This is a genomic window from Klebsiella sp. OBRC7, from assembly GCF_000293135.1.
Classification (GTDB): Bacteria; Pseudomonadota; Gammaproteobacteria; order Enterobacterales; family Enterobacteriaceae; genus Klebsiella; species Klebsiella michiganensis.
This window is the reverse complement of record NZ_ALNJ01000085.1, coordinates 186,341-210,247: the sequence shown is the minus strand read 5'-3', so window position 1 is coordinate 210,247 and position 23,907 is coordinate 186,341. Positions and strand designations below refer to the sequence as shown.

Sequence of the window (23,907 nt, the reverse complement as noted above, 5' to 3'; positions counted from 1 at the left end):
TGGTTAGGGAGAATACATGCGAACTCTTTGGCGACTGCTCGCCGGATTTTTTAAATGGACATGGCGCGTGCTCAATTTCATTCGCCAGCTCGCACTGAACGTGGTTTTCCTGGTGCTGGTGCTGGCCTGCGTCGGCATCTGGGCCCAGTTCAGCAGTACAACGACAGAGCACGCTACCCGCGGCGCGCTGCTGCTGGATATCACCGGCGTGGTGGTCGATAAACCCTCGGCCAGCAGCAAGCTTGGCGTGATTGGCCGCCAGCTGTTTGGCGCCAGTTCCGATCGCCTGCAGGAAAACTCGCTGTTCGACATTGTGCAGACAATTCGCCAGGCGAAAGACGACCGCAATATCACCGGTATCGTGCTGGATCTGAAGGACTTTGCCGGCGGCGATCAGCCGTCGATGCAGTATATCGGTAAAGCGCTGCGCGAATTCCGCGATAGCGGCAAGCCGGTATATGCCATCGGCAGCAGCTACAGCCAGGGTCAGTACTATCTGGCCAGCTTCGCCAATAAGATCTGGCTCTCGCCGCAGGGCGAAGTGGACCTGCACGGCTTCGCGACCAACGGCCTGTACTATAAATCGCTGCTCGACAAGCTCAAGGTATCGACCCATGTTTTCCGCGTCGGCACCTATAAGTCAGCGGTAGAGCCGTTTATCCGCGATGACATGTCCCCGGCGGCGCGCGAAGCAGATAGCCGCTGGATCGGCGAACTGTGGCAAAACTACCTCAATACCATTGCCGCCAACCGCCAGATCACCGCACAGCAGCTGTTCCCCGGCGCTCAGGGCGTGATTGACGGCCTGCGTAAAGTCGATGGCGACACGGCAAAATACGCGCTGGATAACAAGCTGGTTGATGCGCTGGGCACCTCTACCGAGGTGGAAAAAGCGCTGACTAAGCAGTTTGGCTGGAGTAAAGCGGATAACAACTACAGCGCGATCAGCTATTACGATTACAGCGTCAAAACGCCTGCCGACCAGGGTTCCGCGATTGCGGTTATCTTTGCTAACGGCGCGATAATGGATGGCGAAGAAACGCCGGGTAACGTCGGCGGCGACACCACCGCCGCGCAGATTCGTGACGCGCGCCTGGATCCGAAAGTGAAAGCGATCGTACTGCGGGTTAACAGCCCGGGCGGCAGCGTCAGCGCCTCTGAGATGATTCGCGAAGAGCTGGCGGCGGCAAAAGCGGCCGGTAAACCGGTGGTGGTCTCAATGGGTGGCATGGCAGCCTCCGGCGGCTACTGGATCTCCACCCCGGCGGATTATATCGTCGCTAACCCCAGCACCCTTACCGGCTCTATCGGTATCTTTGGGGTGATCAATACCGTCGAAGATACCCTCGGCTCAATTGGCGTCCATACTGACGGCGTGGCCACCTCGCCGCTGGCTGATGTCTCCACCACCAAAGCGCTGCCGCCGGAAGTGCAACAGCTGATGCAGCTCAGCATCGAAAACGGCTACAAGCGTTTTATTACCCTGGTGGCGAACGCGCGTAAGAGCACGCCGGAGAAAATCGACCAAATCGCTCAGGGCCACGTCTGGACCGGTGAAGATGCAAAAGCGAACGGACTGGTCGATAGCCTTGGCGACTTTGACGACGCGGTGGCAAAAGCCGCCGAGCTGGCGAAGCTGAAACAGTGGCATATCAACTACTATCAGGAAGAACCGACCTTCTTTTCGATGGTGGTGGATAGCCTGACGGGTTCCGTTCGCGCGGCGCTGCCGGCAGCGGTCCAGGCGTATCTGCCCGCACCGGTCGCCGCGGCGGCCAATGCGGTGAAAACCGAGAGCGATAAGCTGGCGGCATTCAACGATCCGCAGAACCGCTACGCGTTCTGCTTAACCTGCGCCAATATTCGTTAATCCTCTGCCGCCCCATCCCGTGGGGCGGCATTTACTTTATTTTTTCTTCCGCCCCTCTATACTGCGCCTGTCTACGTTTAACCTAAGCGATGCTATGCAGAAGAAATCTATTTACGTTGCCTATACCGGCGGCACCATTGGTATGCAGCGTTCTGAACACGGCTATATCCCCATTTCCGGCCATTTACAGCGCCAGCTGGCGTTGATGCCCGAGTTTCACCGCCCGGAGATGCCGGACTTCACCATTCATGAATACGCCCCGTTAATGGACTCTTCCGATATGACGCCGGAAGACTGGCAGCATATCGCCGACGATATTCGTGACCATTATGACCAGTACGATGGTTTCGTGATCCTCCACGGCACGGACACCATGGCGTTTACCGCCTCGGCGCTCTCCTTCATGCTGGAGAATCTGGGAAAACCGGTCATTGTGACAGGGTCACAAATCCCGCTTGCCGAACTGCGCTCTGATGGCCAGATTAACCTGCTCAACGCGCTGTACGTCGCCGCCAACTACCCGATTAACGAAGTGTCGCTGTTCTTCAATAATCGCCTCTACCGCGGCAACCGCACGACGAAGGCCCATGCCGACGGTTTTAACGCCTTCGCCTCGCCCAACCTGGCGCCGCTGCTGGAAGCCGGTATCCATATTCGCCGGCTCGGCACGCCTCCCGCGCCGCACGGCAGCGGCGAGCTGGTGGTGCACCCTATCACGCCGCAGCCGATTGGCGTGGTGACGATTTATCCCGGTATTTCCGCCGACGTGGTGCGCAACTTCCTGCGCCAGCCGGTCAAAGCGCTGATCCTGCGCTCCTATGGCGTCGGTAACGCGCCGCAGAACGGCGAGTTTATTCAGGTCCTGGCCGAAGCCAGCCAGCGCGGTATCGTGGTGATTAATTTGACCCAGTGTATGTCCGGCAAGGTCAACATGGGCGGCTACGCCACCGGCAACGCGCTGGCGCAGGCTGGCGTGATTAGCGGATTTGATATGACCGTCGAGGCCACGCTGACCAAGCTACACTATTTGCTGAGCCAGGATCTGGACGTGGCGGCTATCCGTCACGCCATGCAGGAGAATCTCCGCGGCGAACTGACACCCGATGAGTAAGGAGAAGCACATGACCCAGCGCGCGCTGCTACTGGTCGATTTACAAAATGATTTCTGCGCCGGCGGGGCGCTAGCCGTCCCGCAGGGCGACAGCACGGTGGACGTCGCCAACCAGCTTATCGCCTGGAGCCTGGAACGAGGCGAAACGGTGGTTGCCAGCCAGGACTGGCACCCGGCGAACCACGGCAGCTTTGCCAGCCAGCATCAGATTGAGCCCTATACCCAGGGCGAGCTTGACGGCCTGGGGCAAACGTTCTGGCCGGATCACTGTGTACAAAATAGCGAAGGCGCGGCGCTGCATCCGCTGCTCAAACAGCAGCATATTGCCGCCGTATTCCACAAAGGCGAAAATCCGACCATTGATAGCTACAGCGCCTTTTTCGACAACGGCCACCGGCAGAAAACGCAGCTCGATGCATGGCTGCGCGAGCGCGGCATCAGTGAGCTAACGGTGCTGGGGCTCGCCACCGACTACTGCGTCAAGTTTACCGTGCTTGACGCCCTCAATCTGGGCTACACCGTCAACGTGATTACCGACGGCTGCCGCGGGGTAAATATTCAGCCGCAGGATAGCAATCTGGCGTTTATGGAGATGGCCGCCGCGGGCGCAACTCTCTATACCCTTGACGACTGGCTGGAAACCCACGCATAAAATACGCCGACAGGCATTGTCCTGTCGGCGCGTTATCTCAGACCAGAGTGGAAATCTCCTCCAGCGACGCGTTGTGCCAAAACAAAACAGAATCAGCGCGCAATGCACCGCATCACGCCTGGGATGATAAAGCCCCTAATCGGGTCATTGTTAGTCTCATTTTACGTCATGGTCTGCATCCTGGCGTTTACTCCGAAGTGAACCTCATCGCACTACCGCTCCGCTAATGCAGCCGTGAACCGCTTCGCATTTTTGCGCAGCGGAAGATGCTAGGCTGCACGAGCTGTTTTTTTCGCCACGCTATTTCCGTGGCGTGTTTACTTTTCAATGTCACTTTTAAGTCAAAGAGGATCCGCTATGAAACTTTTGCCTTTACTGGCAGCTTTACCCCTGCTCTGCGCGAGCGTTGTTTCCGCTAACTCACTGATGTCCGTCGGCTACTTTAACGGCGGCGGCGACGTCACTGCCGGTCCAGGCGGCGATATTGATAAACTGGACGTACGCCAGATTACCCATCTCAACTACTCGTTTGGTCTGGTTTACAACGATGAAAAAGACGAAACCAACGCCGCCCTGAAAGATCCGAGCAAGCTGCATCAAATTTGGCTGTCGCCGAAAGTGCAGGCTGATTTACAGAAAATCCCCAGCTTGCGCCAGCAGAACCCGAACCTGAAAGTCTTGCTTTCCGTCGGCGGCTGGGGAGCCCGCGGATTCTCCGGCGCGGCGGCGACGAAGGAAACCCGGGCGGTGTTTATTCAGTCCGCTCAGGCGATTATTGAAAAATACGGTCTCGATGGGATCGATCTGGACTGGGAGTATCCGGTCAACGGCGCGTGGGGGCTGGTCGCCAGCCAACCGGCCGATCGCGATAATTTTACCGCCCTACTAAAAGAGCTGCGCGCTGCGGTCGGTAATAAAAAACTGGTGACCATAGCCGTAGGCGCCAACGCGGAAAGCCCAAAAAGCTGGGTGGACGTCAAAGCCATTGCGCCATCGCTCGACTACATCAACCTGATGACCTACGACCTGGCCTACGGTACCCAATACTTTAATTCCAACCTGTATGATTCAACCCGCTGGCCGACGGTTGCCGAAGCGGATAAGTACAGCGCGGACTTTATAGTGAACAACTACCTTGCCGCCGGTCTAAAGCCGAGCCAGATGAACCTGGGGATTGGTTTCTATGGCCGGATACCCAAACGCGCCGTCGAGCCGGGTATTGACTGGAGCAAGCCGGACGCGCAGAAAAACCCGGCCACCCGCCCCTACTTTGCGGCTCAACAGATTGAGCTGTTCGAATCGCTGGGCGTCGATCTGACCAAAGATACCTATGTGAAATATAACGATATCGTGGCGAAGTTAATCAACGATCCGCAGAAGCGCTTTACTCAGCATTGGGATGATGAAGCGAAGGTACCGTGGCTGTCGGTACAGTCCGCCGACGGTCAAGCCCTCTTTGCGCTTTCTTATGAGAACCCGCGCTCGGTGGCCATTAAGGCTGACTACATCAAGAGCAAGGGGCTGGGTGGCGCGATGTTCTGGGAGTACGGCGCCGATGACCAGAATCAGTTAGCGAAACAACTGGCCGAGTCATTGGGGATCAAACGCTGATCTGCGCGGTGTCAGCGCCCGCACAATAGGTTATGATAACCCCATTCCGCTGCGCCGGCTCCGGCGCAGCTTTTCATTTGCAACAAAAGGCATGGGTATTATGGCTTATATCCCGAAAAACTACGCCCGTCTGGAAGTCGGTTACCGCGAAAAAGCGCTGAAGCTCTTCCCCTGGGTCTGCGGACGCTGCTCGCGAGAGTTTGTCTATTCAAACCTGCGTGAACTGACGGTACACCATATTGACCACGACCACTCCAATAACCCGGAAGATGGTAGCAACTGGGAGATGCTGTGCCTGTACTGTCACGATCATGAGCACTCAAAATACACCGAAGCCGATCTGTATGGCTCGACGGTGGTCGCTGGCGAAGATGCGCAGAAAAGCGTCGGCGAAGCGAAATATAACCCCTTCGCCGATCTTAAAGCGATGATGAACAAGAAGTAACGTTATGACGCCTCAGAGCCCGGCACGCAGTTAGCCGGGCTGACGCAGGCCTTTTTAGCCTCAGGATTTAAAGGTCGCGATAGGCTGCGGCGTAATGCCAAAGTCAACTTTCAGCTGCTGTTTACTCTTCATCACCATCTGCCCGTTGGTATCGATGGTCATATGCTGTGCGTCAACGTTGTATCGCGCCTGCCAGAGCATCACCAGCTGCAGACAGTTCTCTTTCTGTTCGTCAGTCAACGCCACGCCGTCCGGCCATTTACCCAGCTCAACCGCCGTCGCCAGGCGCTGATAAACTTCCGGCGTCATACCGTCAATAATCCGCTCAATTTCCATCTTCCGCCAACCCCGTTTGGAATAATTTGCTGAATCGTTTTTTCAACCCTTAATTTGCTCACCGTTTTCATCATTGGTGAAGCTTAATGAGGCCGAATTAACACAAAAACGCTCTCCGGTGGGCTGTGGACCATCCGGGAATACGTGCCCAAGGTGAGCATCGCAGTTTCCGCAGCGAATTTCCGTGCGCTGCATACCGTGGGAGTAATCATTAAGGTAGCGGATAGCGTCATCGCTGACGGGCTCATAAAAGCTTGGCCAGCCGCAGCCGGAATCATACTTGGTTTGCGAGTGAAACAGCGCGGCATCGCACACCAGGCAGTGGTAGACGCCATCGCGTTTGTTGTGGAGCAACCGCCCGGTGAACGGCGGTTCAGTACCGTGATTCTGGGTCACGTAAAACTGCATCTCGCTCAAATTTTTTTTGAGCTCGTCCGAAGAGGGTTTATTCGACATTAGCTTGCTTCTCGCTGTGAAAGGACAACTTTTCACGTCAATTCTAACAAAATATTAACAATGAAGCGTGCACTTTTGTTCTAAACTTAGGCGACGCCAAAAGGCAGCCACACAATTGTGATGAATATCACATTTTTATCTTCAATGACCTTTAAAATTCCGGGCGCAGCCCCCATATGGAATTGGGCTCAAAGGGAAAGTGGGATAAATCGACCGCGCAAAGGCATGCTCTGGATTGATTTGTCGCAATGATTGACACGATTCCGCTTGACGCTGCGTAAGGTTTTTGTAATTTTACAGGCAACCTTTTATTCACTAACAAATAGCTGGTGGAATATATGACTATCAAAGTAGGTATCAACGGTTTTGGCCGTATCGGTCGCATTGTTTTCCGTGCTGCTCAGGAACGTTCTGACATCGAGATCGTTGCAATCAACGACCTGTTAGACGCTGACTACATGGCTTACATGCTGAAGTATGACTCCACTCACGGCCGTTTCAACGGTACCGTTGAAGTGAAAGACGGTCATCTGATCGTTAACGGTAAAAAAATCCGTGTTACCGCTGAGCGTGACCCGGCTAACCTGAAGTGGGACGAAGTGGGTGTTGACGTTGTTGCTGAAGCAACCGGTATCTTCCTGACCGACGAAACCGCTCGTAAACACATCACCGCTGGCGCGAAAAAAGTCGTACTGACTGGCCCGTCCAAAGACAACACTCCGATGTTTGTTAAAGGCGCTAACTTTGACAAATACGAAGGCCAGGACATCGTTTCCAACGCATCCTGCACCACCAACTGCCTGGCTCCGCTGGCAAAAGTTATCAACGACAACTTCGGCATCATCGAAGGTCTGATGACTACCGTTCACGCAACCACCGCGACTCAGAAAACCGTTGATGGCCCGTCTCACAAAGACTGGCGCGGCGGCCGCGGCGCAGCTCAGAACATCATCCCGTCCTCTACCGGCGCTGCTAAAGCTGTAGGTAAAGTTCTGCCAGAACTGAATGGTAAACTGACCGGTATGGCGTTCCGCGTTCCGACTCCGAACGTATCCGTTGTTGACCTGACCGTTCGTCTGGAAAAAGCTGCTTCTTATGAAGAAATTAAGAAAGCAATCAAAGCTGCTTCCGAAGGCGCAATGAAAGGCGTTCTGGGCTACACCGAAGACGACGTGGTATCCACCGATTTCAACGGTGAAATCTGCACTTCCGTATTCGACGCCAAAGCGGGTATCGCTCTGAACGACAACTTTGTGAAACTGGTTTCCTGGTACGATAACGAAACTGGTTACTCCAACAAGGTTCTGGACCTGATTGCTCACATCTCCAAATAAGTTGAGATGAAACAGTAATCTGTAAGAGCGACTTCGGTCGCTCTTTTTTTTGTCTGAAGATAAAGGATTGCGTAATGATTAATAAAATTTTTGCCCTCCCGGTTATCGAACAGCTTACCCCTGTACTTTCCCGCCGCCAGCTTGATGACCTGGAGCTGATCGTCGTTGACCATCCGCAGGTGAAAGCGTCCGTGGCTTTGCAGGGCGCTCACCTGCTCTCCTGGAAGCCCGCTGGCGAAGAAGAAGTCCTGTGGCTCAGCGGCAACACCCCATTTAAAAACGGCGTTGCCCTGCGCGGCGGTGTGCCGATTTGCTGGCCATGGTTTGGTCCTTCTGCTCAGCAGGGCCTGCCCTCCCACGGCTTCGCCCGCAACCTGCCGTGGGCCCTGAAAGGGCACGATGAAGACGACAACGGCGTAGTACTGACCTTTGCACTGAAAAGCAGCGACGCCACCCGCCAGTACTGGCCGCACGAGTTCACCCTGCTGGCGCGCTTTAAGCTGGGCAAAACCTGCGAAATTGAGCTGGAAGCGCACGGCGAATTTGAAACCACGTCAGCCCTGCATACCTATTTCAACGTCGGCGACATTGCGGCAGTGAAGGTCAGCGGTCTGGGCGACCGTTATATTGATAAAGTGAAAAACGCGGAAGAAGGCGTATTAAGCAACGGCACAGAGACTTTTCCCGATCGTACCGACCGCGTCTATCTGAATGCCGAAACCTGCAGCGTGATTCATGACGATGCGCTGAACCGCAACATCGACGTTACGCATCATCACAACAGCAACGTAGTGGCCTGGAACCCGGGCCCGGCGCTTTCCGTCAGCATGGGCGACATGCCGGATGATGGTTACAAGACCTTCGTTTGTGTAGAAACCTGCTGTGTGACCGAAACCCAGAAGGCCAGCGAAGAGAAACCTTCGCGCCTGACGCAAACCCTTCGCGTGGTGAAACGCTAACGCCAGGAGGGTTGGCCCACGGGTTAACCGCGTGTGCGCCATATCTGCCGGATGACGGCTGGAGCCCCGCGAAGTCGGGGCTTTTCTTTAACGCTTGTTCAGACCATATCCAGCGGCGTTTTTCTGGCCGGCGCCGGGTAGGCGTTATCCAGAAGCGCAAGCTCCTCATCGTTCAGCACAATATCCAGCACCGCGGCATTTTGCCTGACATGCTCAATGCTTGACGCTTTCGGGATCGCCATTACGCCCCGGTGGCTAATCACCCACGCCAGCAGAATCTGCGCCGCGGTTACGCCCCGCTCCTGCGCAATATTTTTCACAACGGTATGATTTAAAAGTCCATTGCGCAGTCGACCGGCCTGAGCCAGCGGACAATATGCCATCACCGGCAGCCGCTGCTGCTGGCACCACGGCAGCAGGTCATATTCAATACCGCGGGAGGCCAGATGGTAGAGCACCTGATTGGTCGCGCACTGTTCGCCACCGTCCGCCTGCCAGAGTTCCTGCATATCATCGTAATCGAGGTTTGATACGCCCCAGCGGCGAATTTTACCCTGCGCAACCAGCGCGTCCATGCCGGCAACCGTCTCCTGTAGCGAATAATCTCCGCACCAGTGCAGCAGATAAACATCCAGATAGTCGGTATTGAGGCGGCGCAGGCTGGCCTCGCAGGCACTGGCTATTTTGCGACCGCCAGCGTTCCACGGATAGACTTTAGACACCAGCACCACGCGCTCGCGCTGCCCGCGAATGGCTTCGCCGACAACCTCTTCGGCGCCGCCGTCGGCGTACATTTCCGCCGTATCGATCACCGTCAGGCCAAGATCGATGCCCGCGCGCAGTGCAGCCGCCTCCTGCGCGCGCAGAGCCGGATTTTCGCCCATGAACCAGGTCCCCTGCCCTATGAGCGGAACCGCTGAATGCTCGCCAAAACGGATGGTCCTTTCTGCCATGACATGCTCCTGTGTTTGATTGCACCACCGTAATGCAAAACAGGGCTTTACGCCCTGTTTTGATGCACAAATTGCACTGTAATAATGCACTATCAGAAGGAGTAAGTGATCCCGGTTGAAATCAGCCCGCTCCAGGATTTGTCCACCATCGGGCTATCGGTAATTTCGTCAGACAGGCGGGTATAGCGCGCCACGCCGTATACGCTCCAGTCACCGAGGAAACGGTAGTTAGCCGACAGCTCGAGGTACGGGTTCCAGCTGCTGTCCGGATCGTAGCTGCGCATGCCGCTGCGATTCGACTCATGCTTCGAAACACCGTAGTAGTACTCGTTCTGGTTGTCGCTGTTCCACTCCACGCCAATACCCGGCGTAAGCGTCAAGTTGCCGTTGGTATAGCGATACAGCCAGGCCAGATCCCACACGATACCGTTGCTGTTATCGAGGGTGTCCCCTGACAGCGCGGTGCGCAGGAAGCCGTACTGCGTATAGTGTTCGTAGGAAAGCCCTGCCATCACCGTGGATTTACGTTTATCCAGACGACGCATCTGCTCGCTATCGCTGTCGCCTGGCTTAAAGTACATCGGCGACCAGTAGGCGGTCACGGAGAGCTTATCGTTGGTATCATTCCACAGGTAGAGGCCACCGCCCAGGCCGCGGAACCAGAAGTTATCGCTCTCGTAATTAATCACCGGCACCGGGTAAACATCAGCATCATATTGCTTGTACGGATGTTCAACGACGCCTACACCCGCCCCTAAAGTGAACTTCCCTTCAGCGTGTACGGCGGATGCTGAAGTCGCAATCAACACACCAAGTGCCAGAAGTTTGATTTTAGTCACGATCCATATTCCTGTTGTCAAATTATTAGCGCAGGCAGTTTAACGTTGTATACGTCATGCCTCAAATTCTTTACCAGTCATTACACTGAATTCACCAGATTCTCATCATCAGATGACCACCCGCTGACAGCTGAATGACAGCGTCATGACGCGGCGAGACCCGAAGTTCGAATGAGACGCCGCTTTTCCGGATGAGTTATTGATAAGTCATTGAAATTGATTTTCTGCGCCATGCAAGTTTTCCAAATGCATCTACGCTTTAATTTAGAAGAAGTAAATGCGGGGCACGTTATCCCGAGACTTCGCCAACCTGGCATAAGGGTTGCTGGAGATTCAGAGAGCGCTGTGCAGCTTACCTCTTCCGGGGGCTCCCACTATTCATATGAACGGCTCTCAACCTGTGCTAAAAACGAAAGGACGGCATGCCATGAATATATTCGATCACTATCGCCAGCGCTATGAAGCTGCCAAGGACGAAGAGTTCACACTGCAGGAGTTTCTTACCATCTGTCGGCAAGATCGCAGTGCTTATGCTAACGCAGCAGAAAGATTGCTGATGGCCATCGGTGAGCCGGTCATGGTCGATACGGCCCTCGAACCCAGGCTATCCCGTCTCTTTTCAAACCGGGTCGTCGCGCGCTACCCGGCCTTTGAAGAGTTTTACGGTATGGAAGATGCCATCGAGCAAATTGTTTCTTACTTAAAACACGCCGCTCAGGGGCTGGAAGAGAAGAAACAAATTCTGTATCTGCTGGGCCCCGTGGGCGGCGGTAAATCATCGCTTGCCGAACGCCTGAAGTCCTTGATGCAGCGCGTCCCTATCTATGTGCTCAGCGCAAACGGTGAGCGCAGCCCGGTCAACGACCATCCGCTGTGTCTGTTTAACCCGCAGGAGGATGCGCAAATCCTCGAAAAAGAGTACGGCATTCCAAACCGCTATCTGGGGACGATTATGTCGCCGTGGGCGGCCAAGCGCCTGCATGAATTCGGCGGCGACATCACGAAATTCCGCGTGGTGAAAGTGTGGCCGTCAATCCTGGCTCAGATTGCCATCGCCAAAACCGAGCCCGGTGACGAAAACAACCAGGACATCTCGGCGCTGGTCGGTAAAGTCGATATCCGTAAACTGGAGCACTACGCGCAGAATGACCCGGATGCCTACGGCTACTCAGGCGCTCTGTGCCGCGCCAACCAGGGGCTGATGGAGTTCGTCGAGATGTTTAAAGCGCCTATCAAGGTGCTGCATCCGCTGCTGACCGCGACGCAGGAAGGCAACTATAACGGTACCGAAGGGATCTCCGCCCTGCCGTTCAACGGGATTATCCTCGCCCACTCCAACGAATCGGAATGGGTGACCTTCCGGAATAACAAAAACAATGAGGCCTTCCTCGACCGCGTGTATATCGTCAAGGTGCCTTATTGCCTGCGTATCTCGGAAGAGATCCGTATCTATGAAAAACTGCTTAACAACAGCGAGCTGACCCATGCGCCGTGCGCGCCGGGCACGCTGGAAACGCTGTCGCGCTTCTCCATTCTGTCGCGCCTGAAAGAGCCGGAAAACTCGAGCATTTATTCAAAAATGCGCGTCTATGACGGCGAAAGCCTGAAAGACACCGATCCGAAAGCGAAATCCTATCAGGAGTATCGCGATTATGCCGGCGTTGATGAAGGGATGAACGGCCTGTCTACCCGCTTCGCGTTCAAAATCCTGTCACGGGTATTTAACTTTGACCATGCCGAAGTCGCCGCCAACCCGGTGCATCTGTTTTACGTCCTCGAGCAGCAGATCGAGCGCGAGCAGTTCCCGCAGGAGCAGTCAGAGCGTTACCTTGAGTTTCTCAAAGGCTATCTGATCCCGAAATACGCCGAGTTTATCGGGAAAGAGATCCAGACCGCCTACCTTGAGTCCTACTCGGAGTACGGGCAGAACATTTTTGACCGTTATGTCACCTACGCTGACTTCTGGATTCAGGATCAGGAGTATCGCGACCCGGATACCGGCCAGCTGTTTGACCGCGAGTCGCTGAATGCGGAACTGGAGAAAATCGAGAAGCCCGCCGGGATCAGCAACCCGAAAGACTTCCGTAACGAAATAGTTAACTTCGTGCTGCGCGCCAGAGCGCACAACAGCGGGCGTAATCCAAACTGGACCAGCTACGAGAAACTGCGCACGGTTATCGAGAAGAAAATGTTCTCCAATACCGAAGAGCTGTTGCCGGTGATTTCCTTCAACACCAAAACGTCAACCGATGAGCAGAAAAAGCACGATGACTTTGTCGACCGCATGATGGAGAAAGGCTATACCCGCAAGCAGGTTCGCCTGCTGTGCGAATGGTATCTGCGGGTACGTAAATCATCCTGATAGACCAGCCCGGCAGGCAGCGGCTGCCGGGCTAATAATAACTGCGAAGACCCAATGACCTTCAGCGCCAGGCATATTTCGGCGCCTGAATGGCCGGGGCATAAGTTGGCAAATGCAGTACAGGAGGGCATATGACCTGGTTCATAGACCGACGCCTGAACGGGAAAAATAAAAGCGCCGTCAACCGGCAGCGCTTTCTGCGCCGCTATAAAGCGCAGATAAAACAGTCGATCTCCGAGGCCATAAACAAGCGCTCGGTGACCGATATTCAGAGCGGAGAGTCCGTCTCCATCCCAACGGACGATATTAACGAACCGATGTTTCATCAGGGGCGCGGCGGCCTGCGCAATCGCGTACACCCGGGTAACGATCACTTCGTACAGAATGACCGCATTGAGCGCCCTCAGGGCGGCGGAGGCGGTGGAGGCAGCGGTCAGGGCCAGGCCAGCGCCGACGGCGAAGGCCAGGATGAGTTTGTTTTTCAGATTTCGAAAGACGAATATCTCGATCTGCTCTTTGAAGATCTCGCCCTGCCGAACCTGAAAAAAAACCAGCAGCGTCAGCTGACGGAATATAAAACCCATCGCGCGGGCTATACCGCTAACGGTGTGCCCGCTAACATCAGCGTCGTTCGCTCGCTGCAAAACTCGCTGGCGCGCCGTACGGCAATGACCGCCGGTAAACGCCGGGAACTGCACGCGCTGGAAGAAGACCTGGACACCATTAGCAAAAGCGAACCGGCACAGCTGCTGGAAGAGGAGCGGCTACGCAAAGAGATAGCCGAACTGCGGGCGAAAATTGACCGCGTGCCGTTCATTGACACTTTCGACCTGCGTTACAAGAACTACGAAAAACGGCCAGAACCGTCAAGTCAGGCGGTGATGTTCTGCCTGATGGACGTTTCCGGCTCCATGGACCAGGCGACAAAGGACATGGCAAAACGCTTTTACATCCTGCTGTATCTGTTCCTCAGCCGGACCTATAAAAACGTTGATGTCGTTTATATCCGCCACCATACGCAGGCGAAAGAGGTCGATGAACACGAATTCTTCTATTCGCAGGAAACCGGCGGCACCATTGTCTCCAGCGCCCTGAAGCTGATGGATGAAGTGGTCAAAGAGCGCTATGACCCGGCGCAGTGGAATATCTACGCCGCCCAGGCTTCGGATGGCGATAACTGGGCGGACGATTCACCGCTGTGTCACGAACTGCTGGCGAAGAAAATCCTGCCCGTGGTGCGCTACTATAGCTATATTGAGATAACCCGGCGCGCGCACCAGACGCTGTGGCGGGAATATGAACACCTGCAGTCAACCTTCGAAAACTTTGCTATGCAGCATATTCGCGACCCGGAAGATATTTATCCGGTGTTCCGTGAACTTTTTCACAAGCAAACCTCAAAAGCGGACGGTTAAGTTTTTCCGGACAGCCAGCACAGACGCTGGCTGTTTTTTTACCCCACCTTACCCGGCTCGCGCCTGTTGCAGGGTGACGGGATCAATCTCCGACATTATCAGGTCGGGCAAGCTCTCCAGCTGGTATACCTTGCCGCATTTAACGATAATCTGCCGCGCGTTGTCGTAACCCGGTGCCCAGAGTCGATTATTCATCCGCACATCTTTGTAGACCGCGATAAGCGGTTTTTTCCACGCCGCCGCCATATGGACCACCGAGGTATCCGGCGAGATAACTAAGTCGGCCTCGGCGATAAGCGCCATGCAGTGGTGCAGCGTTTTAAACGGATTCACACAGACCTTCTCCGGCAGGGGGATCCGGATTTCATTGCGATGGTCGAGCAATATGATATTGACGTCCGGATAATCCTCGCACAGCCTGGCGAGAAGCGTTGCCAGCTGCGCCTGCGACATACTGCGGTCCTGATGCCCGGCAAAAATATTAATCACCACGTTACGCCCGTTGAGCGCCGCCAGATAATCACGAACCTGCTGGCAGATATCCTGTGGAATATGCAGATCATAAGATTGCAGAGATTTTTTATCCAGCTGCAGATAATCAGCGATAAAAGAAAATGTCTTACTGACGTGCCAGTTTTCACAGTCAAAATCAAAAGACTTGCTGTAGTGTTTAATAGAAGGCCACTTATTGAAACCCAGTACCGCTCTGGGCTTTATCTGTCGTAAGAGCAGCATCCTGTGTACCGGAATATCAAACAACGACGGGTCGATTACAATATCGTACTTATTATTCGCAAGCTCAGTAATAACTGACTGAGGAACGTTATGGGTAAATTTGTGCAAATAATCCGCCGAGTCGACATTCTCGGCCTCATAGATATGGCGAATACGAGGATTATACCGCATGACCTGACTATTGGATTTGGTCAACAGAAAGTCAACGGTCATTCCCGCCTCATGAAGGCATTTAACCAGCGCTGAATCAACAACTACATCGCCGATCGCACCTTCATTACGCATTAACAGCACCGTTTTCGCGGAGGTTAAATCAGCTTCGCGGCGCGCGCGACTATCCCAGAACGCTTTAGCGATATAGACCCGCAGGTCATTGCGTATTTTCTTAAAAAAATAATTTCGACGCCTGTTTAGCGCCCTTATTTTTTTAAACTTTCGAGGGGTTCCCTGCACCGCTGCGTTTTCCATCATGATAACCTCATTGCGCTTTCAATAGTACTGCCTGTAACCCTGCTAAGGACTGGTAAAAATAAGAAAAGTTCGCTTGATAATTAACATTATTTCATTTTTAGCTGCACCAGGATAGCCATAGCAGCGCCATTGCAGCATATTTCATTGAGGATAAAATGAGTGAAAAATGGATTTTGCAGGATATTTACGACAGCAACATTAATTAGCGCCCTCATATTTAATAAACTATTTATTTCTATTGCCGCGCGGTGGTGACCGAGCCCGGAACTGGATAGATAAACAGTCCTCCTGCCACCGAACGTGGCGTCCCTGCGCCGCACATGGTAGAATCATCTTAATTGTGCTGGCGAAATTATCATCATGAAATTACAGAATAAATTACTCCGTCATTTCATTTCTGCGGGGGTGGTTGTCCTGACATCTTCATTTCTGGTGTATGAATTAGTCGCCAGCCATCGGGATATGTCGGAATACATGCGCTACATCGTCGAGAAGGGCGAATCCGCCTTTCTGTACGATAAATATCAAAACCAGCTCGTGATCTCCCAGTTCTCGCGAAAGCTGGATACGCAGCCCACTGCCGAAAAGGCCCAACAGGCCTGCGCTGGCGTGCATACCAATGGCAACGTATACGGGCTCAATATCGCCGGGCATACCTTCCCCGGGCTTCACGGTACGCTCAGCACCACCCAGCCTTCGTGCGAGCCGTGGATTAACGATCTGCCGGCGCTGCAAGCATTGGATGCAGCTATCGCCCAAAGTAATATGAACTCAGCGTTGAATGCGGCAACATTCAAATCAGACAAACGTTTCCGCTACTATCTTGATTTAGACAATAAGTACGCGTATTTCTATTCGCCGATTGAGATAAATAGCAGCCCCGTTGATAACTGGAACTTTCTTCACGACAGTAAACTGGGCATCACTCAGAACAGCCTTAACGGTTTACTTCGCGGCCGCACGCTGATTTCCAGCATCTATGCTGACGCGTTAACCGGGCAGAATATTTTGTCATTTTTAACCCCGGTTTATCATCGGGATCGGCTAAAGGGCATCGTGATGGTGGATGTCACTCGCCATGATATTGAGAAACTTCTTTATACCGCCGACCGCCCTTTGGTCTGGCGCTATCTCGATATCACGTTAACGGACTCCGACTCAACATCTGAAATCCGCGTACACCGCAGCAATACGCATTTTTTCAGCTACGCCCACCATAGCCAGAAGGTCGCAGAAAACCTGCACATTTCGCTGTCGCTGGATATGTCCTATTTTCTGCTTAGCTCCTGGAAGCTATTTTTGTTTTACCTGATATCTACCGGCGTTCTGCTGCACCTGGTACGCATGCACTTTCGCCTGTATACCGACGTTTTTAAAGAAAACATCAGTGATTCTTTAACCGGTCTGTACAACCGGAAAATTCTCTCCGCGCTGCTGGAATCGCGTATGCAAAAGCTCACCGAGCAAGGCGTGAATATCGTGTTTATGGCGCTGGACTGCGACCGGCTAAAATACCTTAATGACACTTGGGGGCACGATGAAGGCGACCGCGCCATCGTGCTGCTCGCCCAGTCCATTTCCGCCGCAATACGTAAAAGCGATTACGGCATCCGGCTGGGCGGCGATGAGTTCTTCCTGATACTGATCGATTATGAGGAACAGGAGGCGAAAAATATACCCGGGCGCATTCGCCAGCACCTGAAGGAAATTGACATTAACCAGCGCGTTAATTTTTCATGGGGGGCCTGCAGCATGGCTCCGGGGGATAGCCTGGCCGACGTCATGAAAATCGCGGATGCCCGGCTGTACGAAAATAAAAAACAAAAAAAACACGCTTACCCGGGGCGAGAGGATTAATCTTGAGGTTTTATTTTTAAGGAAAAAAACGACATGAACGCGCCAGTAAAAGTGAGTATTCATCAGCAGCTGTTGGCGCTGCTTAACCGCGACCACGCCCGTTACCGGGTCGTGGAACATGAAGCCGTCGGAAAGTGTGAAGCCGTGTCGAAGATCCGCGGCACCGCGCTGGGTCAGGGAGCGAAAGCGCTGGTATGTAAAATTAAAGGACATGGGGTTAATCAGCACGTTCTGGCTATCCTTGCCGCCGATCTGCAGGCGGATTTAGCCCGTCTGGCCGAATTCGTCGGCGGCAGCAAAGCCTCTCTGGCCAGCCCGGCGGAAGTTGACGCCCTGACCGCCTGCGTCTTTGGCGCCATTCCCCCTTTCAGCTTCCACCCCTCTTTACGCCTGGTCGCCGACCCGCTGCTGTTTGAGCGCTTCCCGGAAATCGCCTTCAACGCCGGGCAGCTTGATAAGTCAATCATCCTTGATACCGCCGACTATCTGCGTATTGCCCGTCCGGAACTGATCGCGTTTCATCGCGAAGCCTGATTGTTCCCTCTCCTGCGCCAGGGCGCGGATTGTGCCGCGGGTGAAAATCGATCGTGCAGATGCCTCAAATCGCGAGTCTGCGATAAAAAACCTGTTTACTTACGCGATTATGCGTAGAGTAAACGGGCTGTTCTTTTTTATATTCTGGCAAGGACCTCTGCACATGCTCGACACCACCCTGTTAATACTGCTGGGCCTGGCGGCGCTCGGCTTTATTAGCCATAACACCACCGTAGCTATTTCAATCCTGGTATTAATTATCGTCCGCGTCACCCCGCTCAACGCCTTCTTTCCGTGGATTGAAAAGCAAGGGCTGACCATCGGTATTATTATTCTCACCATCGGCGTGATGGCGCCCATTGCCAGCGGCACGCTACCGCCCTCTACGCTGCTGCACTCCTTCGTGAACTGGAAATCGTTGCTGGCGATTGCCGTGGGGGTTTTCGTTTCCTGGCTCGGCGGGCGCGGCGTGGCGCTGATGGGCTCGCAGCCGCAGCTGGTGGCCGGACTGCTGGTCGGCACCGTGCTCGGCGTCGCCCTCTTCCGCGGCGTCCCGGTCGGCCCGCTGATCGCCGCCGGGATCATTTCGCTGTTTATTGGGAAGTCGTAGCCAGGCTGGCAAGATAGCGCCCCGGGGTTTGCCCGAGGCCCTTTTTAAACATGGTAATAAAGGCGGTGGTCGAGTCATAACCCAGGCTCTGCGCCGTCTGTTGTACCGTCTGCCCGCGGATCAGCATCTGCAGGGAGAGGATCAGCTGCAGCTGATGTCGCCAGCGGCGAAAGCTTAAGCCCGTCTCACGCACCACCAGCCGCGCCAGATTGCGTTCACTCATGGCAAACTCCGCCGCCCACTGCGCCAGCGTTTGCCAGCGGGCCGGGTCGACGGCCATCATGTCCACCATCTGACGAATTTTTGGATGTCCGGAGACCGGGAGCTGCAGGTGCTGCTGCGGCTGCTGCGGGAGTTCATCGAACAGCACCTGCACCAGGCGGTTCATTGCCGGTTTAGCGAGTTCGGCCCTGCCGCGCTCGGCCATAACGAGGATAAGCTCGCGCACCAGCGGCGAAATCTTTAGCGTGCAGCAGAAATCCGGCATCGGCGCCGCGTGGGGTTCAATAAATAAAAAGCAGACCTGCGCCTCCGGCGTCGCGCGATTGCTATGCGGCACCTGTCCCGGTACCCACACCGCGTACTGCGGAGGCACCATCCACATCGCGTTCTCCACTTCGCAGGTCAGCGCCCCGTGCAGCGCCAGGATGAGCTGACCTTTACGATGCTGATGGCGCGGAATGTACTGCTCGTCCGCGACCACCTGAATACGAAAAGCCGCCGCCGCTTCGTGGCCGCTGTCCGGGTCGTAGCCGTCCAGGCCGAGTCCGATCATGATATTGTCCGATTTTAGCGATAATCTGTCATTTTAGCTTGATTTAAACAGGCGGCAAACAGGCTATGGTAAGCGCCACATATTCTTGTTTGAGATAGCCATGAATTCTGTTCCACCTTCTGCCGGCCGCCGTAATCTGCTATTGATTGCCGGTATTCTGCTTATCGCCACCACCTTGCGGGTCACCTTTACCGGCGCCGCGCCGCTGCTTGATGCCATTCGCAGCGAATATGGCCTTACCACCGCGCAAACCGGTCTGTTAACCACCCTGCCGCTGCTGGCATTTGGCCTGGTCTCGCCGCTGGCGGCGGGTGTCGCCCGCCGATTCGGCATTGAACGTAGCCTGCTGCTGGCGATGATCCTGATTTGCCTCGGCGTGGGTCTGCGCTCCCTGCCCTTCGTCTCGCTGCTGTTTATCGGAACCGCGATTATCGGCTGCGGCATCGCCCTGGGCAACGTTCTGCTGCCCGGGCTGATCAAACGTGACTTCTCGCAGCACGTCGCCAAAATGACCGGCGCTTACTCTCTCACCATGGGGGGGGCGGCGGCGCTGGGTTCGGCAATGGTCGTGCCGCTGGCGCTCGCCGGACTGGGCTGGCGCGGCGCGCTGTTGATGCTGATGGCATTTCCGCTGCTGGCGCTATTTATCTGGCTACCGCAGGCGCGCAGGCAAGTCACCGCGCCGCTGACGGGGTCGGGCGCCATCCACAACCGCGGGATCTGGCGCTCGGCGCTGGCCTGGCAGGTAACGCTGTTTCTCGGGATTAACTCGCTGGTCTACTACGTCATCATCGGCTGGCTGCCCGCCATTTTGCAAAGTATAGGCTACAGCGAAGCGCAGGCGGGCTCCCTGCACGGGCTGCTCCAGTTGGCCACCGCGGCGCCGGGGCTGGCGATCCCGTTAATACTGCATCGGCTGAAAGATCAGCGCGGCATTGCGGTGCTGGTCGCCCTGATGTGCGCAGTCAGCGCGCTCGGTTTATGGTTTTTACCCGCTCAGGCGGTGCTGTGGACGATTATCTTTGGCTTCGGTTCCGGCGCGACCATGATTCTGGGATTGACCTTTATCGGGCTGCGCGCCAGCTCGGCGCACCAGGCCGCCGCGCTGTCGGGAATGGCGCAGGCGGTGGGCTATCTGCTGGCCGCCTGCGGGCCGCCGGTGATGGGAAAAATTCATGATGCCAACGGCGACTGGCATATTCCGCTGATCGCCGTGGCGCTGATTTCCGTTGCGATGGCAGTATTTGGCGCGCTGGCCGGTCGCGATCGGGAGATCAACGGCTAGCGATATCGACGCCCGGCAATCGCCGCCGGGCGTTCGCTCACTGACTTGCCGCGCGTAAAAACGCGTGAACCAGCGGCGCAGGTCTGCCCTCCAGCGCATTGCGCTCGTGCTGAAATAGCGTGGCGACAAAGAACGGATGTGTCACCAGTTCTACCGCCCGAATCTCACCGTCATCATCCCAGCCCGTAACCCGCAGGTCGCCCTGTTCCAGCTCGCGGGCAAAATCGTCGGCAATCCCGTAGCTACAGTGGTAACCCTCTTCAATACTGTCGCGGCCATAGGCGCGAGAGATCAGCGTATTCGCCCGCAGTTCAATGTTGTCCGACTTTTCTACCAGCGAGCAGCTAAGCGGCGCGATGACCATCCGGCCTTCGGTATCGGTTTCCGCATGTGCGGCATCTCGCCAGCCCATAACGTTGCGCGCGTATTCGATAATCGCGTGCTGGAATCCTCCGCAGGTGCCAAGGAACGGAATGCTGTTTTCCCGCGCGTGGCGTATAGCTATAAACGCGCCTTCGGCGTTTTTATAGGGGCTGGCGGGAACCACCCAGATAGCATCGTAATCAGCGAGATCGTCAGCGGATTTTATTTCGCTGGTGGCCAGCCAGTCATAACGCAGCGGCAGATCCAGTACGGCGGCGGCATCATCAATCGCGAGGGGAATCGCTTTATGGGCAACTACATCAGGGTTGTAATCACCAACCAGGGCAATACGCAGGGGGGAGTTCATAGCAGGATCCTTATGTCAGAGCGAATATCAGGCAACACAAGGAGCCTCAGGTTAGCGATCTCAACGGCAGAACACAATCCTTATTTTGTCTGCTTCTGAACGCGGGTAATTTAGTCTGACAGGCGCTATGGTATAGGGCAGACAAATCGCTATGGATGCATGATGAAGGACAAAATTATGGTTAGCGCCTGCCTGATGGGCTTTCAGGTTCGCTATAACGGTAGCCACAAAGCCCGGCTGGCTAACGTGCTGTCTCGCTGGCAGAGCGAGGGGCGGCTGGTCACCCACTGCCCGGAGCTGGCTGCCGGATTGCCCATCCCCAGGCTACCGGCGGAAATCCTTGGCGCGCAGGGTGAGGATGTCATGCAAAACCGTGCGAAAATTGTTGAAAGTGACGGCCAGGACGTCACTGCGCGTTATCAGCTGGCCGCCTGGCTGGCGCTAAAAGCAGCGCAGGAGGAAGGCTGTACCGCAGCATTGCTCACCGACGGCAGCCCAACCTGCGGCAGTCAGTTTATCTATGATGGTACCTTTAACGGACAGCGCAAACCCGGTGCCGGCGTTGCCGCCGCCCTGCTTCGCGAATACGGGATAACGGTATTTTCCGAGCAGCAGTTGCCGCAGCTGCTTGCCTGGATGGAGCAGAGGGAGAGTGACGATGATTCAATGTAAACGGGTTTATGACCCGCAGGAAGCGAGCGACGGCTACCGGATACTGGTAGACCGCCTGTGGCCGCGCGGAATAAAAAAAGAGGCGCTGAATTACGATGAGTGGTGCAAAATCCTGGCGCCATCGACTGATTTGCGTAAGGCTTTTCACGGCGAGACGCTTGATTTTGCCCACTTTAGCCAGCGCTATCGCCAGGAGCTGGAAGCCCACCGCGACGAAGGCGAGCGCCTGGCCGCGCTTGCCAGGCAGCAGCCGCTGACGCTGCTCTACGGAGCGAAAAATACCCGGCAAAACCATGCCCAGGTGCTGGCTGACTGGCTGAAAGCGCTATGACTTAGCCGGATGATCGCGGCGCCAGAGCGCCCATTCATCTAACGTTTCACCACTGGGTAGCTTGCACTCGGTGCGCACGCCCTGCGGGCTTTGGACAGGAACCTGTTTCCCTCCCAGCTGCTCGCAGTATACCGAAGCCGGGTTAGCCATCCCTATCGGGTGTGTTTGCTGCGCCGGCTGAGTCTGCGCGCATCCGGCAAGCGCCAGAGGCAGCATGACTATCATCCCCTTCATTTCCCCTCCTTAATCAATTAAAACGGTCTTTCACCCTGAATCTCCACGCTTTCTCCATTTTAGCTGCACTTTTGCATCGTAGAGTAGCCCTGTTCTCGAATTGACCAGAGAACAGATCATTCCATAATCAATGAGTTTTCCCCGTCGCCCCCGACGGGGCTTTTTTTCCCGCCGCGGATGCAGGTATTCTCCCCCCAGATGTGTTAAATTTTGTGTATCTCTGTTAATTCTGCGCTGATTGTTTTTTAGCATCATTTGCTGGTAGTGACGATTAGCATTCGGGAGCCGTATTTCTCATGTCCGATTTTATTCTCGCTCGCGTGTCGCAAACGCTCGCTAATGAACACTCCCTCGAAACCCTGGTGCGACAGCTGCTTGAGATGCTGGAGCTGGTTACCCGAATGGAATCTACCTACCTGACTCGTATCGACTTCGACGCGCAGCGCCAGCATATTATGTACGCGCACAACAGCAGCGAAATGCAGATCCCCGAAGGGTTCTCCGTTCCGTGGAACGACTCGCTGTGCAAACGCGCGCTGGACGACCGCTGCATTTTTAGCAACGATGTTGCCGAGCGCTGGCGTTCGTGTCTCGCCGCCCAGGATTTGGGGATCGCCACCCTTTTCAGCATTCCCGTGCGCCTGACCGACGGCTCATTATTCGGCACGCTGTGCGCCACCAGCCGGGCAAGACAGCCCTATAACATTGAGGGTGAGCAGGTGATGAATCTGTTTGCCAACCTCATCTCCCATTACGTTGAGAAAGAGACGCTGGTACAGCAGCTTCGGGCGGCTAACGTCGCGCTGGAGATGCATTCGTATACCGACGAGCTTACGGGTTTGCCGAATCGCCGCTCGCTGTTTAAGCATCTTGCCGCACAGTTTTCGCAGGCCCGGGAACAGCAGCGCAGCGTGCTGCTGATTTTTATCGATCTCGATGATTTCAAAGCAATCAACGATCGATTCGGCCACCCGTGCGGCGACAGCTTTTTGATTCAGATCGGAGAACGCCTGGCCGCCCGCGTGCGCAGCGGCGATATTGTCGGCCGTCTCGGCGGCGATGAGTTTTTAATTGTCGGTACGGGTCCCGATTCAGCCGACCAGCAGGAGTATATCGCCGCGTTACGTCAAGCGCTGGCGGGGATCTATTTCCTTGGCGAACACCGGATTAACTACCCCGGCGCCAGTTTTGGGGTGATTGAAGCCGACCCCTGGCAGATCGACGTTGAACTGGCGCTGCGCGCCGCCGATGAGGCGATGTATCAGGACAAGCAGTCTCGCCGTCAGGGGCGTTTTTTTCATATTGACTAATCTACGGTGAAATCCCGTAT

The 23,907-nt window shown here is 55.2% G+C and carries 24 protein-coding genes; 16 read left to right on the top strand and 8 right to left on the bottom strand.

The window, feature by feature from the left end; translation table 11 throughout:
* Positions 1-16 precede the first annotated feature (16 nt).
* The 5 genes from sppA to yajD all read left to right on the top strand — a co-directional run bounded on the left by sppA (position 17) and on the right by yajD (position 5,689).
* Positions 17-1,870 (top strand): signal peptide peptidase SppA, encoded by a 1,854-nt coding sequence (sppA, locus tag HMPREF1144_RS17130; protein WP_009653382.1) that lies wholly within the window; start codon positions 17-19, stop codon positions 1,868-1,870.
* A gap of 94 nt (positions 1,871-1,964) precedes the next feature.
* Positions 1,965-2,981 (top strand): asparaginase, encoded by a 1,017-nt coding sequence (ansA, locus tag HMPREF1144_RS17125; protein ID WP_009653495.1) that lies wholly within the window; start codon positions 1,965-1,967, stop codon positions 2,979-2,981.
* Positions 2,982-2,991: 10 nt separating this feature from the next.
* A complete protein-coding gene (pncA, locus tag HMPREF1144_RS17120; RefSeq protein WP_009653529.1) occupies positions 2,992-3,633 on the top strand; it encodes a bifunctional nicotinamidase/pyrazinamidase in 642 nt (213 codons plus the stop codon).
* A 357-nt stretch (positions 3,634-3,990) separates the two neighbouring features.
* Positions 3,991-5,244 carry a glycoside hydrolase family 18 protein gene (locus HMPREF1144_RS17115; protein WP_009653439.1) on the top strand — a complete coding sequence of 418 codons (1,254 nt, stop codon included), beginning with the start codon at positions 3,991-3,993 and terminating at the stop codon, positions 5,242-5,244.
* Between the two features lie 100 nt (positions 5,245-5,344).
* Positions 5,345-5,689 carry an HNH nuclease YajD gene (gene yajD, locus HMPREF1144_RS17110; RefSeq protein ID WP_004138290.1) on the top strand — a complete coding sequence of 115 codons (345 nt, stop codon included), beginning with the start codon at positions 5,345-5,347 and terminating at the stop codon, positions 5,687-5,689.
* A 60-nt stretch (positions 5,690-5,749) separates the two neighbouring features.
* Here the strand turns inward: yajD and HMPREF1144_RS17105 are convergent, their stop codons facing one another.
* A complete protein-coding gene (locus HMPREF1144_RS17105) occupies positions 5,750-6,025 on the bottom strand; it encodes a YeaC family protein (RefSeq protein WP_004850031.1) in 276 nt (91 codons plus the stop codon).
* Between the two features lie 42 nt (positions 6,026-6,067).
* A complete protein-coding gene (msrB, locus tag HMPREF1144_RS17100; RefSeq protein WP_004121465.1) occupies positions 6,068-6,481 on the bottom strand; it encodes a peptide-methionine (R)-S-oxide reductase MsrB in 414 nt (137 codons plus the stop codon).
* A 338-nt stretch (positions 6,482-6,819) separates the two neighbouring features.
* Here msrB and gapA point away from each other — a divergent pair, with 338 nt between their 5' ends.
* Together gapA and HMPREF1144_RS17090 are read left to right on the top strand one after the other, a co-directional pair.
* Positions 6,820-7,815 (top strand): glyceraldehyde-3-phosphate dehydrogenase, encoded by a 996-nt coding sequence (gapA, locus tag HMPREF1144_RS17095; protein ID WP_004138295.1) that lies wholly within the window; start codon positions 6,820-6,822, stop codon positions 7,813-7,815.
* Positions 7,816-7,889: 74 nt separating this feature from the next.
* On the top strand, positions 7,890-8,774 hold the full coding sequence (locus HMPREF1144_RS17090; protein WP_004850025.1) for a D-hexose-6-phosphate mutarotase: 885 nt from the start codon (positions 7,890-7,892) through the stop codon (positions 8,772-8,774).
* Positions 8,775-8,872: 98 nt separating this feature from the next.
* On the opposite strand, the gene HMPREF1144_RS17085 is transcribed toward HMPREF1144_RS17090, so the two are convergent.
* Together HMPREF1144_RS17085 and HMPREF1144_RS17080 are read right to left on the bottom strand one after the other, a co-directional pair.
* Positions 8,873-9,727, bottom strand: coding sequence for an aldo/keto reductase (locus tag HMPREF1144_RS17085; RefSeq protein ID WP_009653468.1), 855 nt, complete (start codon positions 9,725-9,727; stop codon positions 8,873-8,875).
* 92 nt (positions 9,728-9,819) lie between these two features.
* Positions 9,820-10,566, bottom strand: a complete 747-nt coding sequence (locus tag HMPREF1144_RS17080; protein WP_004850021.1) for a MipA/OmpV family protein — start codon at positions 10,564-10,566, stop codon at positions 9,820-9,822.
* Positions 10,567-10,993: 427 nt separating this feature from the next.
* Between HMPREF1144_RS17080 and yeaG the strand changes: the two genes are divergently transcribed.
* Both yeaG and HMPREF1144_RS17070 read left to right on the top strand, forming a co-directional pair.
* Positions 10,994-12,928: a protein kinase YeaG gene (yeaG, locus tag HMPREF1144_RS17075; protein ID WP_004121478.1), complete on the top strand. Its 1,935-nt coding sequence runs from the start codon at positions 10,994-10,996 to the stop codon at positions 12,926-12,928.
* A gap of 131 nt (positions 12,929-13,059) precedes the next feature.
* Positions 13,060-14,343: a YeaH/YhbH family protein gene (locus HMPREF1144_RS17070; RefSeq protein ID WP_004138302.1), complete on the top strand. Its 1,284-nt coding sequence runs from the start codon at positions 13,060-13,062 to the stop codon at positions 14,341-14,343.
* A 48-nt stretch (positions 14,344-14,391) separates the two neighbouring features.
* Here HMPREF1144_RS17070 and HMPREF1144_RS17065 read toward each other — a convergent pair whose 3' ends face one another.
* Positions 14,392-15,549 carry a glycosyltransferase family 9 protein gene (locus tag HMPREF1144_RS17065; protein ID WP_004850015.1) on the bottom strand — a complete coding sequence of 386 codons (1,158 nt, stop codon included), beginning with the start codon at positions 15,547-15,549 and terminating at the stop codon, positions 14,392-14,394.
* Between the two features lie 360 nt (positions 15,550-15,909).
* Here HMPREF1144_RS17065 and dgcJ point away from each other — a divergent pair, with 360 nt between their 5' ends.
* The 3 genes from dgcJ (at position 15,910) to HMPREF1144_RS17050 (ending at position 18,550) form a co-directional block, all read left to right on the top strand.
* Positions 15,910-17,406: a diguanylate cyclase DgcJ gene (dgcJ, locus tag HMPREF1144_RS17060; protein ID WP_009653435.1), complete on the top strand. Its 1,497-nt coding sequence runs from the start codon at positions 15,910-15,912 to the stop codon at positions 17,404-17,406.
* A gap of 33 nt (positions 17,407-17,439) precedes the next feature.
* The gene (locus tag HMPREF1144_RS17055) at positions 17,440-17,940 is read left to right on the top strand and encodes a YbaK/prolyl-tRNA synthetase associated domain-containing protein (protein WP_009653484.1); all 501 of its coding nucleotides are present in this window, start codon (positions 17,440-17,442) and stop codon (positions 17,938-17,940) included.
* Positions 17,941-18,103: 163 nt separating this feature from the next.
* Positions 18,104-18,550 carry a DUF441 domain-containing protein gene (locus tag HMPREF1144_RS17050; RefSeq protein ID WP_004138309.1) on the top strand — a complete coding sequence of 149 codons (447 nt, stop codon included), beginning with the start codon at positions 18,104-18,106 and terminating at the stop codon, positions 18,548-18,550.
* Here HMPREF1144_RS17050 and HMPREF1144_RS17045 read toward each other — a convergent pair.
* Complete coding sequence (locus HMPREF1144_RS17045; protein WP_182012915.1) at positions 18,534-19,328, bottom strand: AraC family transcriptional regulator; 795 nt, start codon at positions 19,326-19,328, stop codon at positions 18,534-18,536. The genes HMPREF1144_RS17050 and HMPREF1144_RS17045 overlap by 17 nt on opposite strands.
* Positions 19,329-19,425: 97 nt before the next feature.
* Between HMPREF1144_RS17045 and HMPREF1144_RS17040 the strand changes: the two genes are divergently transcribed.
* Positions 19,426-20,610, top strand: a complete 1,185-nt coding sequence (locus HMPREF1144_RS17040) for a CynX/NimT family MFS transporter (protein ID WP_009653464.1) — start codon at positions 19,426-19,428, stop codon at positions 20,608-20,610.
* A 37-nt stretch (positions 20,611-20,647) separates the two neighbouring features.
* Here HMPREF1144_RS17040 and HMPREF1144_RS17035 read toward each other — a convergent pair whose 3' ends face one another.
* Positions 20,648-21,340: a CTP synthase gene (locus tag HMPREF1144_RS17035; RefSeq protein ID WP_004850004.1), complete on the bottom strand. Its 693-nt coding sequence runs from the start codon at positions 21,338-21,340 to the stop codon at positions 20,648-20,650.
* Between the two features lie 162 nt (positions 21,341-21,502).
* Between HMPREF1144_RS17035 and HMPREF1144_RS17030 the strand changes: the two genes are divergently transcribed.
* Positions 21,503-22,012: a DUF523 domain-containing protein gene (locus tag HMPREF1144_RS17030; protein WP_009653452.1), complete on the top strand. Its 510-nt coding sequence runs from the start codon at positions 21,503-21,505 to the stop codon at positions 22,010-22,012.
* On the top strand, positions 21,999-22,343 hold the full coding sequence (locus HMPREF1144_RS17025; RefSeq protein WP_009653480.1) for a DUF488 domain-containing protein: 345 nt from the start codon (positions 21,999-22,001) through the stop codon (positions 22,341-22,343). Before HMPREF1144_RS17030 ends, HMPREF1144_RS17025 begins: the two co-directional genes overlap by 14 nt.
* Here HMPREF1144_RS17025 and HMPREF1144_RS17020 read toward each other — a convergent pair.
* Positions 22,338-22,577, bottom strand: coding sequence for a DUF333 domain-containing protein (locus HMPREF1144_RS17020; RefSeq protein WP_009653411.1), 240 nt, complete (start codon positions 22,575-22,577; stop codon positions 22,338-22,340). The two genes, HMPREF1144_RS17025 and HMPREF1144_RS17020, sit on opposite strands and share 6 nt — an antisense overlap.
* 296 nt (positions 22,578-22,873) lie before the next feature.
* On the opposite strand from HMPREF1144_RS17020, the gene HMPREF1144_RS17015 reads away from it, so the two are divergent.
* The gene (locus HMPREF1144_RS17015) at positions 22,874-23,887 is read left to right on the top strand and encodes a sensor domain-containing diguanylate cyclase (RefSeq protein WP_004849996.1); all 1,014 of its coding nucleotides are present in this window, start codon (positions 22,874-22,876) and stop codon (positions 23,885-23,887) included.
* The last annotated feature ends 20 nt before the right edge of the window (positions 23,888-23,907 follow it).

Excerpts from the sequence above, each read along its gene's own strand:
- HMPREF1144_RS17040 (WP_009653464.1), top strand. The coding sequence starts at position 19,426 with ATGAATTCTGTTCCACCTTCTGCCGGCCGCCGTAATCTGCTATTGATT.
- HMPREF1144_RS17030 (WP_009653452.1), top strand. The coding sequence starts at position 21,503 with ATGAAGGACAAAATTATGGTTAGCGCCTGCCTGATGGGCTTTCAGGTT.
- msrB (WP_004121465.1), bottom strand. The coding sequence starts at position 6,481 with ATGTCGAATAAACCCTCTTCGGACGAGCTCAAAAAAAATTTGAGCGAG.
- HMPREF1144_RS17020 (WP_009653411.1), bottom strand. The coding sequence starts at position 22,577 with ATGAAGGGGATGATAGTCATGCTGCCTCTGGCGCTTGCCGGATGCGCG.
- gapA (WP_004138295.1), top strand. The coding sequence starts at position 6,820 with ATGACTATCAAAGTAGGTATCAACGGTTTTGGCCGTATCGGTCGCATT.
- HMPREF1144_RS17090 (WP_004850025.1), top strand. The coding sequence starts at position 7,890 with ATGATTAATAAAATTTTTGCCCTCCCGGTTATCGAACAGCTTACCCCT.
- ansA (WP_009653495.1), top strand. The coding sequence starts at position 1,965 with ATGCAGAAGAAATCTATTTACGTTGCCTATACCGGCGGCACCATTGGT.
- HMPREF1144_RS17115 (WP_009653439.1), top strand. The coding sequence starts at position 3,991 with ATGAAACTTTTGCCTTTACTGGCAGCTTTACCCCTGCTCTGCGCGAGC.
- HMPREF1144_RS17015 (WP_004849996.1), top strand. The coding sequence starts at position 22,874 with ATGTCCGATTTTATTCTCGCTCGCGTGTCGCAAACGCTCGCTAATGAA.
- pncA (WP_009653529.1), top strand. The coding sequence starts at position 2,992 with ATGACCCAGCGCGCGCTGCTACTGGTCGATTTACAAAATGATTTCTGC.
- HMPREF1144_RS17035 (WP_004850004.1), bottom strand. The coding sequence starts at position 21,340 with ATGAACTCCCCCCTGCGTATTGCCCTGGTTGGTGATTACAACCCTGAT.
- HMPREF1144_RS17050 (WP_004138309.1), top strand. The coding sequence starts at position 18,104 with ATGCTCGACACCACCCTGTTAATACTGCTGGGCCTGGCGGCGCTCGGC.
- HMPREF1144_RS17070 (WP_004138302.1), top strand. The coding sequence starts at position 13,060 with ATGACCTGGTTCATAGACCGACGCCTGAACGGGAAAAATAAAAGCGCC.
- HMPREF1144_RS17105 (WP_004850031.1), bottom strand. The coding sequence starts at position 6,025 with ATGGAAATTGAGCGGATTATTGACGGTATGACGCCGGAAGTTTATCAG.
- HMPREF1144_RS17025 (WP_009653480.1), top strand. The coding sequence starts at position 21,999 with ATGATTCAATGTAAACGGGTTTATGACCCGCAGGAAGCGAGCGACGGC.
- dgcJ (WP_009653435.1), top strand. The coding sequence starts at position 15,910 with ATGAAATTACAGAATAAATTACTCCGTCATTTCATTTCTGCGGGGGTG.
- yeaG (WP_004121478.1), top strand. The coding sequence starts at position 10,994 with ATGAATATATTCGATCACTATCGCCAGCGCTATGAAGCTGCCAAGGAC.
- yajD (WP_004138290.1), top strand. The coding sequence starts at position 5,345 with ATGGCTTATATCCCGAAAAACTACGCCCGTCTGGAAGTCGGTTACCGC.
- HMPREF1144_RS17085 (WP_009653468.1), bottom strand. The coding sequence starts at position 9,727 with ATGGCAGAAAGGACCATCCGTTTTGGCGAGCATTCAGCGGTTCCGCTC.
- sppA (WP_009653382.1), top strand. The coding sequence starts at position 17 with ATGCGAACTCTTTGGCGACTGCTCGCCGGATTTTTTAAATGGACATGG.
- HMPREF1144_RS17055 (WP_009653484.1), top strand. The coding sequence starts at position 17,440 with ATGAACGCGCCAGTAAAAGTGAGTATTCATCAGCAGCTGTTGGCGCTG.
- HMPREF1144_RS17065 (WP_004850015.1), bottom strand. The coding sequence starts at position 15,549 with ATGATGGAAAACGCAGCGGTGCAGGGAACCCCTCGAAAGTTTAAAAAA.